Annotated in this window: 9 protein-coding genes; 4 read left to right on the top strand and 5 right to left on the bottom strand. The window is 42.3% G+C overall.

The genetic code is table 11. The features are described from left to right. The first annotated feature begins 86 nt into the window (after nt 1–86). The 4 genes from BUE31_RS00540 (at nt 87) to BUE31_RS00525 (ending at nt 8,689) form a co-directional block, all read left to right on the top strand. Nucleotides 87–2,636, top strand: coding sequence for a hypothetical protein (locus BUE31_RS00540; RefSeq protein WP_073399253.1), 2,550 nt, complete (start codon nt 87–89; stop codon nt 2,634–2,636). 102 nt (nt 2,637–2,738) lie between these two features. Further along, nucleotides 2,739–5,033: a GH92 family glycosyl hydrolase gene (locus BUE31_RS00535; RefSeq protein ID WP_234997720.1), complete on the top strand. Its 2,295-nt coding sequence runs from the start codon at nt 2,739–2,741 to the stop codon at nt 5,031–5,033. A 26-nt stretch (nt 5,034–5,059) separates the two neighbouring features. Further along, on the top strand, nt 5,060–6,325 hold the full coding sequence (locus BUE31_RS00530; protein WP_073399251.1) for a glycoside hydrolase family 99 protein: 1,266 nt from the start codon (nt 5,060–5,062) through the stop codon (nt 6,323–6,325). 90 nt (nt 6,326–6,415) lie between these two features. Then, on the top strand, nt 6,416–8,689 hold the full coding sequence (locus BUE31_RS00525) for a glycoside hydrolase family 3 N-terminal domain-containing protein (protein WP_083619174.1): 2,274 nt from the start codon (nt 6,416–6,418) through the stop codon (nt 8,687–8,689). A 217-nt stretch (nt 8,690–8,906) separates the two neighbouring features. On the opposite strand, the gene BUE31_RS00520 is transcribed toward BUE31_RS00525, so the two are convergent. The 5 genes from BUE31_RS00520 to BUE31_RS00500 form a co-directional block, all read right to left on the bottom strand. Beyond that, nucleotides 8,907–10,178 (bottom strand): glycoside hydrolase family 99 protein, encoded by a 1,272-nt coding sequence (locus BUE31_RS00520; RefSeq protein ID WP_073399250.1) that lies wholly within the window; start codon nt 10,176–10,178, stop codon nt 8,907–8,909. Between the two features lie 33 nt (nt 10,179–10,211). Beyond that, nucleotides 10,212–11,162: a family 43 glycosylhydrolase gene (locus BUE31_RS00515; RefSeq protein WP_143167000.1), complete on the bottom strand. Its 951-nt coding sequence runs from the start codon at nt 11,160–11,162 to the stop codon at nt 10,212–10,214. Between the two features lie 369 nt (nt 11,163–11,531). Next, nucleotides 11,532–12,236, bottom strand: coding sequence for a DUF3823 domain-containing protein (locus BUE31_RS00510; RefSeq protein WP_073399246.1), 705 nt, complete (start codon nt 12,234–12,236; stop codon nt 11,532–11,534). 16 nt (nt 12,237–12,252) lie between these two features. Next, nucleotides 12,253–14,064, bottom strand: coding sequence for a RagB/SusD family nutrient uptake outer membrane protein (locus BUE31_RS00505; RefSeq protein WP_073399244.1), 1,812 nt, complete (start codon nt 14,062–14,064; stop codon nt 12,253–12,255). Between the two features lie 14 nt (nt 14,065–14,078). Next, nucleotides 14,079–17,219, bottom strand: coding sequence for a SusC/RagA family TonB-linked outer membrane protein (locus BUE31_RS00500; RefSeq protein ID WP_073399242.1), 3,141 nt, complete (start codon nt 17,217–17,219; stop codon nt 14,079–14,081). Between the last annotated feature and the right edge of the window lie 2 nt (nt 17,220–17,221).

Below are 17,221 nucleotides of genomic sequence, written 5' to 3'. Positions count from 1 at the left end.
CTAAACACAGGTATGTTTTTTTGACCTAAATTATAAAATTACAGCGCAGGTACTTAAGTTCTAATACTTATCTTGTACTGATCAACATGAGATTTTTTTTATCGGGAATATTTGCAGTTATTTTTTTAAATATACTATTTATACCACCTGCTTATGCACAATCATACGGGCTCGGTTTTTATAGTCATGAGGTAGTACAGGATAAGCGTACAACGTTAGATCTTGGTATTAAGGATATTGCTCCAAAAGATAACCTGGAGTTTACATTTGACCTTTCATTTATACCCAACCAGCAAATATACTTCGGCTATATACTAAGACTGATTGGTGACGATAAGCAGAATATCGACCTGGTATATGATAACCAGGCTAATGTTAAACACTTCAAGATCATTATTGGTGAAAAGCTCTCCAAAATTTCATTTAATATTGACGACAAACTTCTCTATAGCGATTGGAGCAAGCTCCGGATATTGATAGACTTTAAAAATGACAGGCTTACCGTATTTTCAGGTAAGGCATCCTACAGCGAAACCGGCGTACATTTAATACAAAACTCCAGCTACCATATGCTTTTTGGAGCAAATGCCTATAATAGATATCAAACTACAGATCTGCCGCCATTTAAACTGAAGGATGTAAAGGTGCTGCAAAACAACAAGCTGTTATCCTGGTGGCCACTTAGTGAGTGGCACGGAGATGTGGCACATGAAATTATTGATCAGAATAACGGATCGGTTACCAATCCGTTATGGATAAAAGCGCGCCATCGTAACTGGCAAATGGAAAAGGAGCTTACTATTGCCGGAACTGCAAGCCTGGCCTTTGACCCGGCTACTGAAACTGTTTATATTATTACTGCCGATTCATTACTATCTTATTCAGTAAGTAAAGCACCACAGTTAAAAAATGACGCATACCTTACAGGCAAACAGCAATTGATCCCCGGTGACCAAACCCTTTTTAATAATGATAAGCTATATTATCTTTTTATTGACCAAAAAATAACAGCTACTTATAGTATTAAAAATAAAAAGTGGGATAAGAGCTTTAAAACTATGCCCCTGGCTACTAATTCAGGGCATTTAAATAAATTTTTCTGTAAAGCAGATACATCTATATATACCATTGGCGGTTACGGACAATTGGTTTATAAAGATAGTGTAAAACGATACAATGTGAACACCAGGACGTGGCAGGATATAAAAACTAATGGCGATAAATTTACCCCGCGTTATATGGCCGGTTTAGGTACAAATGCAACTGGCGATACGGCTTATGTAATGGGTGGCTATGGGAGCGCCTCGGGGCAGCAGATTGTAAACCCAAGGAATTTGTACGATATGATGCGCTTTACAGTCAAGGATAAAGCTTTTAAAAAACTATTTACTATTGACCCTAAAAGAGAGGACTTTGTATTTGCCAACTCCTTAATAATAAATGAAAAGGAAAGAACGTATTACGGCCTTATTTTTCCGCAGCATAAGTATAACTCCAACCTGCAACTGATCCGTGGCTCGTTAGATAAACCTGCTTACCAAACGGTTGGCGACACTATCCCCTACTTATTTCATGATGTACATTCGTATGCCGATGTATATTACTGCCCTGCCAGCAATAAATTCTTAGCGGTTACTCTTTTTAAGGAGAATGAACAAACAAAAATTAAAATATACTCGCTTTTAAATCCCCCGGAGCCGCTGGATAGCAGTGTGATCAGTGATGAAAGCATTAATTATATTTTATGGATAAGCGGGGTACTTATAGTTGGCTTGGGCATAGCTGGAGTCATTATCTATCGCAAAAAAAATGCGATCCATCACTATCACAAAAAAGTTGGAGCCGATGCTGCAATTAATCATTATGCTGAACATGATCCCCAAATAGCTGAAACTGAAAACAGGCTAAACCGCAATAAGAACGCTATATTTTTATTTGGCGACCTGCAGCTTTTTACCCCCGAAGGCACCGAGATCACCAAGTATTTTACGCCATTGTTAAAGGAGCTGTTCCTGGTTATTTTGCTTTATTCGGTTAAATTAGGCAGAGGGGTGAGTTCAGAAAAGCTAATTGAAATGCTTTGGTTTGATAAATCAGAAAAAAGCGCCCGTAATAACCGCTCGGTAAGTTTAACAAAGCTTAAATCACTGCTTGATAAAATGGGGCACTGCCACTTATCAAAAGATACCGGGTTCTGGAAAATTGAAATCGACTATAATGAAATCATGGTTGATTATCATAATTACCTGTGCATTGTATCAAACAAAAGTAAGTTAAGCAAGCAAAAAATATTACAGCTTACGGATATTACACAAAGAGGTAATTTTTTATCAAACATTGAATATGAATGGCTTGACGCATTTAAATCAGAGGTATCAAACGAAATAACCGATTCCTATATACAATTTGCAGACTCTGTTAAAATTGCAGACGATCCGGAGTTTTTAATAAAACTGGCCAATGATATTTTTTACTTTGACCCGGTTAACGAAGAGGCCATGATATTAAAGTGTAAAGCCTTATCCTTTTTAGGTAAACATTCGCTGGCAAAAAACACTTTTGAAAACTTCAACAAAGAGTATAGGGTGATCTATGGTGAAGCCTTTGAACGCGATTTTCATTCGATTATTGAATAATAAATCGGTTTAAGGCAATAATGGTATTTTAATTAATCAATTTTTAATGATTAATTAAGTGCTGACAACAAATTTGGGTTTTATAATCTTTATTATAAACCAATGTCCAATAACTCAACAATGCCGTTAAGCTGCAATTGCTTTAACCGGCTATTTAAGCTTTCCCGGGTACTAAAGCCGGCACTTCTACTGGCTTTGTATTGTATTGCCTGTATCACTAAAACCAACGCGCAAACAAACCGGGATGGCAACCTCAAATACATTGATCCGCGGATAGGCAATGTAGGGCAACTGTTGGAACCTACAAGGCCAACTATGCATTTGCCCAATCAAATGATAAGGATGTATCCTTTAAGAAGCAGCTACATTGATGATCAAATCTCGAGCTTCCCGCTCAACATGGTATCGCACAGGCTTGGCGAGGTTTTTTCTATAAAGCCGGATGATCAGCCATTAACCATAGCATCATGGGATCAGCGAATGCCCTATGATCATGACCTTGAAATTACCAGGCCCTGGTATTATTCAACTTATTTAATAGATAAGGATATTACGGTTGAGTTTGCACCGGGCAAAAAGGTGGGCATGTACCGTTTTGCATTCCCGGCAAACACCCCAACGAAAAGCATCCTTTTCAACGTGTACAACCATGGCAATGCTTCATGGAAATTTAGCAACGGCAACGAGGTTACCGGCATGGAAACCTATCATGGCGATATTAAAATTTATGTGTACGGTTTGTTTAATGCCAAAGGTAATGCCGGGGTAGTTAAGGATGGGCAATTAACGAAGGAAGCTGCTGTTGAAAGCAATGGCGCCAAATCATGGATCAGCTTTTCGGGCGGGACACCAGACACTATTGAATTTAAATATGCCATATCCTATATAAGTGTGCAACAGGCCCAAACCAATTTTAAAGAGGAATTTACTGGTACAAAATTCGCCGGTTTAGCGCAGGCAGGTAAAAGCGCATGGGCTAAAGTGGTTAACCAGATCCAGGTAGAAGGTGGTACCGAAGCGCAAAAACGCTCTTTTTATACCGCGCTATACCGCTGTAATGAACGCATGGTAAACATTACTGAAGACGGGCATTATTACAGTGGTTATGATAAGAAAATACATGCCACCACCCGGCCATTTTATGTGGATGACTGGGTTTGGGACACTTACCTGGCACTGCATCCGTTAAGGGCAATTTTGAACCCGGCTATGGAGGCTGACATGTTAAACTCCTATGTAAACATGTACCAGCAGAGCGGCTGGATGCCTACGTTCCCGGTTTTATTTGGCGATAATCCGTGCATGAACGGTTTTCATTCCACCATTATGTTTTTGGATGATTACCGCAAAGGGATCCGTGGTTTTGATGTGGAAAAAGCTTACGAGGGAGTTGTTAAAAATGCCAGCGAAGCCACCATGCTACCCTGGGAAAATGGCCCCAAGTGTACGCTGGATGATTTTTATCACACCAAAGGTTATTTCCCCGCTCTTGCCAAAGGCGAAAAGGAAACGGTGAGCCTGGTGCACTCATTTGAGAAAAGACAAGCTGTTGCTGTAACGCTTGGCGGCAGTTATGATGATTGGGCAGTTGGCCAGCTTGCTCAGGAATTAAAGAAGCCAAACGACCAGGAGCTATTTGGCAAACGGGCATCCAATTATAAAAACTTGTGGAATAACGATGTAAAAATGTTCATCCCAAAAGATTCGGCTGGCAACTGGATCAATATTGACCCCAAATTTGATGGTGGCATGGGTGGCCGGGATTACTATGATGAAAATAACGGATGGACCTACCTGTGGCAGGTGCAGCATGATATTAACGGACTGATCAATTTAATGGGCGGAAGCAGCGATTTTGAGGCCAAGCTCGATCGTTTGTTCCGCGAAGACCTGGGCCGCAGCAAATATGAATTCTGGGCTAAATTTCCTGATGCAACAGGCCTGGTTGGGCAATACTCTATGGGTAACGAACCAAGTTTCCATATCCCCTACCTGTACAATTACACCGGTGCACCATGGAAAACGCAAAAACGCGTTCGCTTTTTGCTTGATGTATGGTATAAGGATAACATATTTGGCATCCCCGGTGATGAAGATGGCGGGGGCATGTCGGCTTTTGTGGTGTTCTCTTCAATGGGCTTTTACCCTATTACACCTGGCAAACCAGTTTATACTATTGGCAGCCCTGTATTTAGCAAGGTAACTGTAAACCTGCCTAATGGCAAGCAGTTTAAGCTGGTGGCCAATAGCTGCTCTGTGATCAATAAATATATCCAAAGCGCCAAATTTAATGGCAAAGTATTAAATAAACCCTGGTTTACGCATGAACAGCTCATTTCGGGTGGCTTGCTTGAACTGCAAATGGGGCCAAAACCAAATAAAAACTGGGGTATTTAATTTATCAGCATTAAAATTTTATCGGAATGAGAAAACAACTATTAACCGCGCTGTTGCTATTGCTATGCGCGGTAGGTTACAGCCAGTTGCTACATAGTAAAACATCTGCATTTAAAAGCTATAAAGGCCTGGTTATGGCGGGTTACCAGGGCTGGTTCAATGCACCTGGTGATGGTACAGGCCGCGGCTGGAATCATTATAACTCGCATGGAAAATTTGAGCCGGGCAGCACTAATATTGACCTGTGGCCTGATGTAAGTGAATATGCAAAGACCTATAAAACCACCTTTAAACATGCCGATGGCAGTGATGCTTATGTGTACAGCTCGCATGACGCATCATCAACCGATACGCACTTTAGGTGGATGCAGCAATATGGCATTGACGGTGTATTTGTACAGCGTTTTATAGCTGATGTACAAAAAGGCCCGGGCCGCAACCATAATGATGTGGTGTTAGGTAACGCATTAAGATCATCGCAAAAATATCACAGGGCATTGGCGCTGATGTATGACTTGTCGGGGATGAGGGCAGGTGGCGATACTTTGGTGATCAATGATTTTAAGCACCTGGTTGACAGTTTAAAGTTAACCCGGCAAGGCAACAAGCAGACCTATCTGTATCATAACGGTAAACCGCTGGTTGCTGTATGGGGCGTGGGCTTTTCGGACGGGAGGCGATACGGTTTGCCGGAAATAGAAAGAATAATTGATTTTTTAAAGAACGACCCGGTGTATGGCGGCTGTTCAATTTTGCTGGGGGTACCCACCTATTGGCGCGACTTTGGGAATGATACTGAAAAAGACCCGCATCTGCATGATATTTTGCGTAAGGTTGATATTATACACCCCTGGTTTGTGGGCCGGTTTAATGAAACCTCGTATCCGCAGTTTCAAAGCCGCATAGTTGGTGATATTGCCTGGTGTAAAACAAACAAGGTTGATTATGTGCCAACCGTTTTCCCAGGGTTTAGCTGGCATAACATGAACCCGCGGAGCCCGCAAAATCAAATTCCGCGTAACAAAGGGCAATTTTACTGGAAACAGCTGTATGGCGCTATAAAGAGCGGCGCCACTATGCTGTATGTAGCCATGTTTGATGAGGTTGATGAAGGAACTGCCATACTTAAAACCTCAAAGAACCCTCCGGTAGGGCTCAGCAATTTTGTAACTATTGAGGAGGAGATTCCCAATGATTATTATTTGTATTTAACCGGGTACGCCGGTAAAATGCTAAGGAAACAAATACCATTGCAGGTAAATATACCAGCCGCTATTAATCACAACAAATAATGAAGCCCGCACTATTTATTTTAACCGGTCTGTTTACTTTAAATGCGACTGAACCTGTAACACATAAAGCCATTTAACCCTTATAATACTATGAATTTTTTGAAGAAAAAGAACGCCTTTATACCGATGATTCTTTTAATAATGGCCTTTTGCTCATTTAATAAGCCGAAAGCACCCATTAAATATCCTTATCAGAACGCCGCTTTGCCTGTTGAAAAAAGAGTGACTGATTTATTAAGCCGCATGACCACCACCGAAAAAATAAGACAGTTGGATATGTATTGGGGCCATGAAGTGGCCAATATGCAGGGACATGAAGCTGCATCGTATTCAGACAGCGCCAGGATAAGTATTGGTACGGAAGGTATTGGTTCGGTGCATGATCTTTATCCCTTAACTGCCGATGTTACTAACCAAATACAGCGCTATGCGGTAGAACACACGCGGCTGGGCATCCCGGTTTTGTTTATTGAAGAGGGCCTTCATGGCTATGAAGGACTGGGCAGCACCACTTTCCCGGTGCCTATTGCATTGGCCGGCGCCTGGGATACCGCACTGGTGCGCAAAGCCGGGCGCATAATAGCCACCGAAATGCGGGCGCATGGTGTTGCTATGGTATTGGGCCCTGTGCTTTGCCTGCCGCGCGACCCCAGGTGGGGAAGAGTAGAAGAAACTTATGGCGAAGACCCTTACCTGGCCGCCGCCAACGGTGTTGCCATGGTAAAAGGGTTGCAGGGAAGTAAGCTGAGCAACCCTGATGCCGTACTTGCCGAACCTAAACATTTTGCCGTTCATGGGATCCCCGAAGCGGGCAGTAATACAGCCCCCGTAAATATGGGTGAGCGCGAGGCGCGTTCATCATTTTTATATGTTTTTGAAAAAGCCGTTAAAGAAGGGGGCGCATTAGGCATGATGGCTGCCTACAGCGAGCTTGATGGCATTCCCTGTGTTGATAATAAGTGGTTACTTAAAGATGTATTACGCAAAGAGTGGGGATTTAAAGGCTTTGTATTGTCTGATTTGGGAGCGATCAAGATGTCGTTAACAAGTCACCATATAGCGGCCAGCCCTGCCGATGCACTTGCACAAACACTTACCGCCGGGCTCGATATGCAATTTTATGATTTTCCCCATGCTGAGTTTTCGGATGCTATTATCAAAGCCTTAAAAAGCAAACAACTGGCAGTAAGCGAGCTTAACAGGGCGGTATCAGACGTATTAAGAATTAAATTTATGCTTGGTTTATTTGATCACCCCTACATCGATCAGTCATTGCTTAAAAAGGTATATCATACTGATGCAAACCGCCAGGTGGCTTTAAAAGCCGCACAAGAGAGCATCAGCCTGTTAAAAAACGACCACTCGCTTTTACCGCTTAGTGCTAACGTACATTCAGTAGCCGTTATTGGCCCGCTGGCTGCCAGTACTTACCTTGGTGGCTATGCCAATAAAGATGGCAAGGGCGTAGCCATTGTTGATGCACTAATGCAAAAAGCAGGTAATGATATGAAAGTAGAATATGAAGCCGGTTATTCTGCAGATACATCAGCCGAAAAGCAAAACGGGAGCCTGCAAAAAGCAGTTAACCTGGTAAATCAATCAGATGTGGCGATAGTGGTACTTGGCGAGGATATAGGCGAGGTAGGAGAAGGTAAGGACAGGTCAAACCTGGAGCTTAATCAAAAACAAACCCGGCTTATTGAGGCTATTCAAAAAACAGGCAAGCCCGTTGCCGTAGTGCTTTTTAATGGCCGGCCATTATGTATAAACTGGGTAGCTAAAAAGATCCCCGCCATTGTTGAGTCGTGGTTTTTAGGCGAAACCGGCGGCCTGGCTATAGCTGATGTATTGCTGGGCAAGATTAATCCCTCGGGAAAACTACCTATGACTTTTCCACGTTCGGTTGGGCAATTGCCTTATTATTATAATCATAAGCCTACCTCAAGGCACGTTTATGTTGACCAGGATACTTCGGCCCTGTTCCCGTTTGGACATGGGTTGAGCTATACCAGCTTTGAGTATTCGAACTTAACTATTACACCCGCGCATTTACCCCTTAATGGTTCGGCCAACATCAGCGTTACTGTAAAAAATACAGGTAAGGTTGAGGGTACAGAGGTGGTGCAACTGTATATCCGGGATATTGTTGCCAGTGTTACCACACCTGTAAAATCATTGAAGGGATTTAGTCGTATCAGCTTAAAACCGGGTGAAAGCGGTAAAGTGCAGTTTAAACTGAACCATGAAGAACTGATGATCTGGAACCGGCAGATGAAACAGGTTGTTGAGCCGGGTGAGTTTAGAGTTATGGTGGGCAGTTCATCAGAAGATATCAGGCAAAGAGGCAGCTTTTATGTAAGATAAAACCGATGTGTAGAATCATTGTTCAAACATAAGATCTTCCGGAGTAATTGAATTTGATCCGGGATTTAGTTGATGTTACAGATTACGTAACAATTGTGCCCGGGGTGAGAGCCGGGCATATTTATTTTAATAAACAGGTTAGTGTTAATGGTAAAGCAACAAAGCCCGGGATCTGTCATCCCGGGCTTTGTTGCTTTAATATATTTCAGAAATCAACTTATGGTTTTGGTGCCGTTGGGCGTACTGTTGTTAAGGCAATTGTTCCCTTAAACATTTTACCGCCATCACCGGTTAATCTCAGGTAATAATCTGCCGAGCAAGCTGTACCATCTTCATCAAGCGTAACAAATGTTGACCCTGCCGGTATAAAAGATGAGGTCTCAGCTGTTTTGGCAATTTGGTTACCCTCGTTATATTCATCAAACATCGAGATGTAAATACCTTGTGCTCCGGTCCTTTTCATGTTGTAAAACTGCCCCCACATAAAATCGCCGTGCGCTCTTTGGTGCTCCTGCAGGTCGCCTGGTAAAACACAGGGTTGGTAATCAATTCCATTAGCATTGCAATAGGCCTGATCGGGTTGGTTAATGGTAGTATAAAAATTGTCTGAATCGTTTGCATTGCCAATCCGGCCAATCATCCATGGCGATAGCATATCAAAGGCATTATAGGTAGCCAGGAAATTGGGCCTTGAATCGCTTTCTTCTTTGCGCCAGTGTGTAGGGACACCGCCAATAATATAACAGCCCTTACTTTTAAACCAATTGATCACGTCCAAACAAACCGATGCCGGCCATGGATGGTTATCGTCGCTAAATCCAAATCCCCAGATACACACCACCGGCTTGCCATTTTGTTTGGCATAGGCAGATGATGCGGTATATGCCGACATTTTGTTAGTCCAGTCGGTCTTGATCTCTGATTGCATATTGGTCCAGCCGCTTACATCATACATAATATAAAATTTAACCCCGTGAACCTCGGCAGCTGTTTTCACTTTGACCGTTATGGCATCGCGTACAGGGCCCTCCTGCCCGCTTGGGTTAAAGCGCTGCAAAGCGGCAGCGTCTATTCCGTTTTGCTGCATCCACAAAAAATGGGTATCAACTGTTTGGTCAGTAAATGAAGAAAACAGCTTTGCCGGGCTTCCATTATTCAGGTTGGCGAAAGCTGTTTGATAGGTGCTTGTATAATCGCGCACGTCAGGCCATGATTTTACACCAAGATTACCTGGTGATGGCGCCGTTGACCAATCTTGTGTCCAGTGCCACCAGGCATTAATAGGTGAACCATCACCAGTGGCAGCAAACCAGCCCTGGTAGCCTACTGTTATTTTTCCTACAACATCACCAACAGGTGAAGGGGTTATATCAATGGGCGTTTTGGGCTTATCAACAACAGGGGTCGTTGAATTGCCTGCACCACTTTTTGAACAGCTGTTTGTTAGTGCAAATAGGGCAATCAAAAATATCGCATTGAGTTTTTTCATGATTTTAGCTGTTAATATTTATTAAATAAAAACCTACTTTTTAATGCCACTTGTTTGAACAACCTTTTGGATAGTGCCATCAGCATTGTAATAAAGCTTATCTACACAGACAGACCTGAGCCAATCCTGGTGTGAGAGCTCGCTGGTATGATAAAAAGAGTACCATTGCCCTTTAAACTGCACAATTGAACCATGGTTGGTGAAGCTATCTGTAGGGTCCATAAATACGCCCTGGTACGTCCATGGGCCCAGCGGGTTTTTGCTGGTAGCATATTGCATTTGGTTGTGCTTGCCTGCCACGTCATGATTATCTGAATAAGAAAGGTAATACACACCGTTTCTTTTGTGTACCCAGCTTGCCTCATGAAAATCTTTAAGCCCTTCCATGTTTTTCATTTCGCCGTCAATCTCCGTCATATTATCCTTAAGCCTGCCACCTTTACAAGTACCGCCGCCACCATAATAAAAATAGGCCTGCCCGTCATCGTCAACAAACACACAGGGATCGATCATTGATTCAAGGCCTTTAATATATCCCTGCACTTTAAAGCCGCTTGCAGGGCTTTTACTGGTGGCCACCCCTATTTTCCAGCTGTCATTCCATTTGGTATCGCTTGGGTGGGGGAAATAAAAATAATAGGTGCCATTTTTATAAGCGCAATCCGGAGCCCACATAAAGCCGCCTTCGGGTCGGCCCCATGCAACCTGGCTGGCGCGCAGTATTTCGCCATGGTCTTTCCAGTGCACCATATCGTCGGTAGAGAAAACGTGGTATTGATCCATCAGGTCGCAGCCACGCGCCGGAGCAATATCATGCGATGCATACACATACAACCGGCCATCGGCCCATACATGTGCTGATGGGTCAGCAGTGTACATATCGGTAATAAAGGGATTTGTTTGTGCAAAGCTGTTTTTTGCAGAGAAGACAGATCCCGTTATGAACAGCAATAAGTAGGTAAATATTCTTTTAAATGTCATCATAATTTTATGGATGATTAATACATTATTAAATTTGTTTTACAGGCAGATTAGATGAGAAAGATGGTTAATACATAAACTTAAGAAGATGCAGCCCCTCTCCTTAAGTTTAACGTGAGTTCGACATAAGCAAACGGTCACTCACCCCAAACCCCTCTCCAATAGCGTTGATGCGAAGCGCAAGTTTGTGAATCCACCGCCGGCAAAGCGTTCCATTTTTGCAAGCGGAACACATGGAACAAAGTGAAACATGCTGATTATCAGCACATTTCGCTTTGTTTCGATGGTTATATAAATGTAACTAACTGATAATCAAACACTATACTACCAACCTTTATATCGAACTCACGTTAAGTTTAAGCATCAATTTAATCAGGGAACTTTTACTTCAATTATATCAGAGTAGTTATACTGTTTAAAACTATCGTTAACTCTTACACCCACCCTTGCATAAAATGTTCTCCCTGATTTAAGGCTGGGGATAGTTAATGTATATGTTTTACCAACTACGTCGCTATAATTACTGTTGAGCGTTATTCTGTTAACATCACTATAGTTATTGATATTGGCGCCGCTGCCAACAAACTGTGTATCGTTTACAAAAGGCTTCACATCAATAATCTGGGGTAAACCATCGGGTATCGGGGCTACCATATTAAATGTTAAAGTAAGCGTAGTTCCTGATAAACTATTGGTTAGGTTTTTGATGGCCAAATAAGGTGTAACTTCAAAATCATGCGAAGTAGTTCCGTTGATATCAAGCTCCACCCCGTCAACAGGCCAAAATGCCCCACCGTAAGGAGTAACGCGGTAATGTCCTTTAAACAATTTATCGTCCTCAAAAGTCCCATCCTGTTTACTTGGAATGTATTGCGGGTCGGGCGTGGCGCTGTAGCTCAATTCTTCGAGCTTTATCTGCATTCCCGATGTTTCGGTAATCAGGTTTGCCGATGTTGTTTTATCAATTATTCTTCCTTTAAAACCCGCATTGGGGCCAGGCAAATTGTCAACCTTTGTGCAGGAAAAACCGGCAACTAAAATCAAAGCGATTAACAATCCGTTTATTATTTTCTTCATGATATATTGTTTTTAATTAATAATTGGGGTTGTTTGGATATAGGTTTGGATTTTTATTTAACTCGCCACCCGGTAACGGCTCATAATAATATTTCTTCTCAAAAGTGTACGACCTTTGGAAAGGTTCATTGTCTCTAAGAAATATATATTTACCCTCGTCAAGAACAAGGAAAGGAAGCAGGGCATGATACCGGGTGTTATCCAATATCTGGTCAGCAATTCTCCAGCGGCGGATATCCCACCAGTACTGTTTCTCGAAAGCAAGCTCCATACAGCGTTCGTTCCGTACGTAATTAACGGTAATATCGCCCGGAGTAGCTAAAGTGGCGCCTCCGCGTGCTCTGATCTGGTTGATAGTGGTAAGCGCATCGCTGGTATTACCTAATTCAACATCGGCTTCGGCACGGTTTAATAATACTTCGGCATAACGCATATCAATCCAGCTTGTAGTGCTTTTATATAAACCGCAATCAGCCTGTGCTTTGTTATAATCAATATACTTTCTTACATAAAAACCGGTGCGTGTTTTATCGTCTCCATCTGTACTTACACCAGTAAAGCCAATTATCCGTTTGCCATTAAACAAGGCATCGGTACTGCCGGAAAGGTGCCGGAATTGCTGATTAGGCGGATTTGAGGATAATTCAGCAGCGGCTGTGCCTGTAAAGTGCTCGTAAAGGCCCCTTTGGGTATCAAATGTAAGACCCCTTAAGGTTGCTCCCGGAAAATATACAGTGGCCAGCAAACGCGGCTCAAGGCCGGTCATCAAGTCGCCGGTATTGGTAAAACGTTTTGGGGTGCCGTCGGCATTAGTAATTAAAAGACTGGTAAAACGCTCAACAAACTCCATGGTAGGATATGCGCGCGAAAGACCGTCAGCAGTCATATAACGGGGCGACATTGTGGCGTCCCAGCTGTGGGCTGTATTACTTGGTAATGAATAATCTTTAACAAAGATATTTTCAGGGCTATCATGATCCAAAAACGCATCAGTATAGTTTTTTACTTTATCTGCACTTTTCTGGTAAAGGCTGTATTTACCCTCAAGCAGTTTGGCTGCATCAATAGCCTTTTGGAAAAATGCATTAGCCTCTGAAGCGGCAATACCTACAAAACCTGCGGACCTTGCATCACCGGCAACAAAATTTGTGGATCCGTATTTGGCAATTGTAGCAGCATAAAGCATAGCTCTTGATTCAAGTGCGGCAGCTACGTATCGGTTAGCCCGGCCGCGCACACTTGTTTCAGGCATCATCTGGTACGCCTTATCAAGGTCATCTTCAATAAATTTCCATACGTCAACTTCTTTGTCGCGGTGTACCTGCAGCTCATTAATGGGTGCGGGATAAGACTGAACTGTTTTAATGATGGGGATTCCGCCATAGCGTTTAGCCAAAGCAAAATAAAAATAAGCCCTGCAAAAATAAGCCTCGCCCAACCATTGGTTTTTTTGAACATCGGTAAAGCTTGAAGCGTACTTGGGTAAAGTTTCAATCAATACATTTACCGTGCGGATCTTATCATAAGGCCAGTAGCCAAAGCCCCCGGCGCCATCATAAGTGCTTCCGTAAGGACCAACCAGCTCTCCGCAAAGCGCTCCCGGGTGGTAAAAATTTTGCCAGTCCTGGTTAAAACCATTGTTTTGCTCATACTTAAAATCCTCAATTGGTAATGATGAATAAATATTTGCAAAATATGCAGTTACACCTGTTGCACTGCTAAATACAGCGTTATCACTAAGTATGTTTAAAGGAGTAACCGCTAATTTATGGCAGGAAGCTAAAATAAGCCCTGCTGTTATTGTTATTATATATTTAAATCTTTTCATATCACATTTATATTTTAAAAGGTAATATTAGCACCAATGTTGAATGTCCTGTTCTCTGGGTATTTATAACCGCCCAGGAAAGCGTCAAAATTCTGCGTTCCATCAGCATTATATTCTATACCAGGGTGTTCAGGGTCAGCACCCTTTAGGCCGGTAAAGGTTGCCAGGTTATAACTGTTCACATAAACCCTGCAACTGGCTATACCCAATTTTTTTAGTAAATTTTTACGGATGGTATAACCCAACTCAAGTGTTTTGATCCTTAAGTAGCTGGCATTCTGGATAGCTTTTGTTCCTTCGGCAATAGGCGAACCCATTGCAGGATAATTGCCCGGTACAAAAACTGTATTAGGATCAAAAACATCAGCCGTAGGATCAGCGGTATGCCACCTGCTTAAAAATTGGGTAAGTGCGCTGCGGCCATACATTAATGGCTCGGCTAATTGCTCGGCATATTGTACATATACCCCTGTTGCACCCTGCAATAGCATACTCATGTCAAAACCTTTATAGTTAACACCAACTGTTACACCGTAATTTATTCGCGGTAAATTTTTTGTGGCGATAGGGTGCTCATCCTTACTGTCAATTACACCATCACCGTTCCAGTCCTGGTAGTAATAATCGCCTGGTATTACGTTATTGTTACCGCCGCCGGTGTTAATTTTATAATTGTAGATCTGGTTGTAATTTTGAAACTGGCCTCCGTACGTTTTTCCCCACCAGATATTGGTGTACCGGTTTGACTGTGAGTTTTTCCAGTTTTCGTAAGAGTTTCCTGCCAGGGTTTGCTGCACATTAACATTCATCGTTCTGTTTGATGAAATTTGGGCGCTGATGTTATAACCAACCTGGCCAATGCGGTTGCGATGCGTAAGTACAAACTCAACACCTTTTGTGCGGTCGCTGTTTAAGTTTTCCTGCGGTAAATTTATCCCCACCGTTCCGGGAATTGCAGTGCTCCTTGTTGCAGGCAAACCAGTCCGGTTTCTTACATAATAGTCGGCAGATACGCCTAAAAGGCCTCTCCACATATCAACATCCAAACCAACATCCAACGTTTTTGACGTTGTCCACGTAAGGTTAGGATTAGCGTAAGGCAATGCTGAAACGCCATTTACCTGGCTGCCATTAAACAAGTACCCTCCCGACGGGTAACTATAGCCTGAAAGATATTGAAACTGGGTAGCGCCATCATCTCCGGTTTTGCCATAAGTGCTCCGTAACTTAAGGTTGTTCAAAATATCGGGTGAGATCAAACTTTTAACAAATGATTCTTCACTAAGGCGCCATCCCAATGATGCCGCAGGGAAAAAACCCCATTGACTAACATTTGGATTAAACTTACTTGACCCATCTCTGCGAAAACTGAAACCGGCCAAATACTTACCTTTATAATCATAATTAACCTTTCCAATTATACCTTTGGTTACAATTTCACCAAGGTTATTAAAACCGTTATTCTGGCCAACAGCCTGGTTGAGTGAATTACCTGCAAAAAGATAATCTACCGGTAATGACAATTCTTTGTATCCGCTAAAATTGTCGGCATTCTGATCGCTTTCTTCATAGAGCAATAAGGCGCTTATATTATGCCCGCCAAATGATTTGTTGTAGCTTAATGATAGCTGTGCCAATGTTTTTGTTCTTTCCAAAAACTGGCGTGTTGTATTTGACGGAGAATTAATCAGCGTAGGGATATAAACCTGGTTTTGAGTGTCATAATTATAAAGGTTGTAGCTGTTTGTTACATACCGGTTATCATTCATACCATAGCCATAGTTAAACATACCTTTAGCCTGTAAACCGCTTATACCCGGAATATCATATTCCAAACTCAACTGGCCCTGGAAGTTTTTATTTCCAATTACTCCAAAACCACCGTACTTAGAGTTGGTTATCCCTACCGGATTAGCATTATCAGGTTCAACATGCAAATAATCAGGATTATTATTAGCGTAGATCTGGTCGGTTGGTAATTGGTTCCAGGTGTACTTAAATATTGTCCACAATGGCGCACTTGGCTGGTTCTTGGTATCAGTATTGCCTGATATCAAAGCCTGTGCTCTAAGGCGGTCAGTTATCCTTACGGTAACATTTGAACGGAAATTATATTTATCATAATTTAAATCGCCGCTTTTGTAAACGCCATCCTGTTTCTGATAACCAAAATTAAAAAAGTAATCAACCTTATCGCTTCCGCCATTCATGCTTAAGTTATGCTGAATTTCTGAGGCTGTCTTTTTAAAAACCGCGTCGCTCCAGTTTGAAGTTTTAAGTGTACCATCCTGGTATGGCTTCATATCTGCCGCCGAAAATGCAGGGGCTGATTGCGTAAAATAATTACTGTTAAAATCACGTTTCCGCTGCTCATTTTTAAGCATCATGTAATCAAGGGCGTCAACACTATTTGGCAGGTTCAGGAACTGCTGCCAGGCATTATTTACCGTGTAGCTGAAATTGAATTTTCCGTCTTTGTTCTTGCCGCCTTTTTTGGTGGTAACTATTATTACCCCATTAGCCGCGCGAACCCCGTAAACCGCTGCCGAAGCATCTTTTATAACCGAAATATTTTCAATTTCATTTGGATCCAGGCGTGAAAGGTCTCCGTCAGGAACACCATCAATAACTATCAGGGGCTGGCCAAAACCGCGTAAGTCAATTTTGTCGTCAAAACCACCCGGCTCGCTGCTTCGCTGCTGTATAACAAGGCCCGGTATTTTACCGGTTAACATGTTATAAACGTTTTCGTTTTTGGTAACGGTAAGTTCCTTGTTATTAACAGTTGAAACCGCTGAGGTTAAGTTTCCTCTTTTCTGCGTTCCATAACCTACAACTACAACCTCTTCAAGGCTCTTGTTGGTGGTTTTTAGTGCAATTATACCATCTTTCAGGTCTCTAACCTGTATTTCCTGGGTTACATACCCAAGATATGATAATTGTATATATGCACCGGGACCCGGGGCACTGATCTGGAATTTTCCGTCTTTATCTGTAACGGTACCAATGGTTGTATTTTTGATCTTTACACTTACCCCCGGAAGTGTAGTCCCATCGGTAAAATCAATTACTTTTCCGCCAATGTTAGTTTGCTGGGCTAATAAACTAAGCGGGAAAAGAAAAAATATTATAAATAAGTATTTAAGTTTTTTCATAC

Source organism: Mucilaginibacter sp. OK098, from assembly GCF_900142915.1.
Classification (GTDB): Bacteria; Bacteroidota; Bacteroidia; order Sphingobacteriales; family Sphingobacteriaceae; genus Mucilaginibacter.
This window is presented reverse-complemented; position numbering and strand designations above follow the sequence as displayed.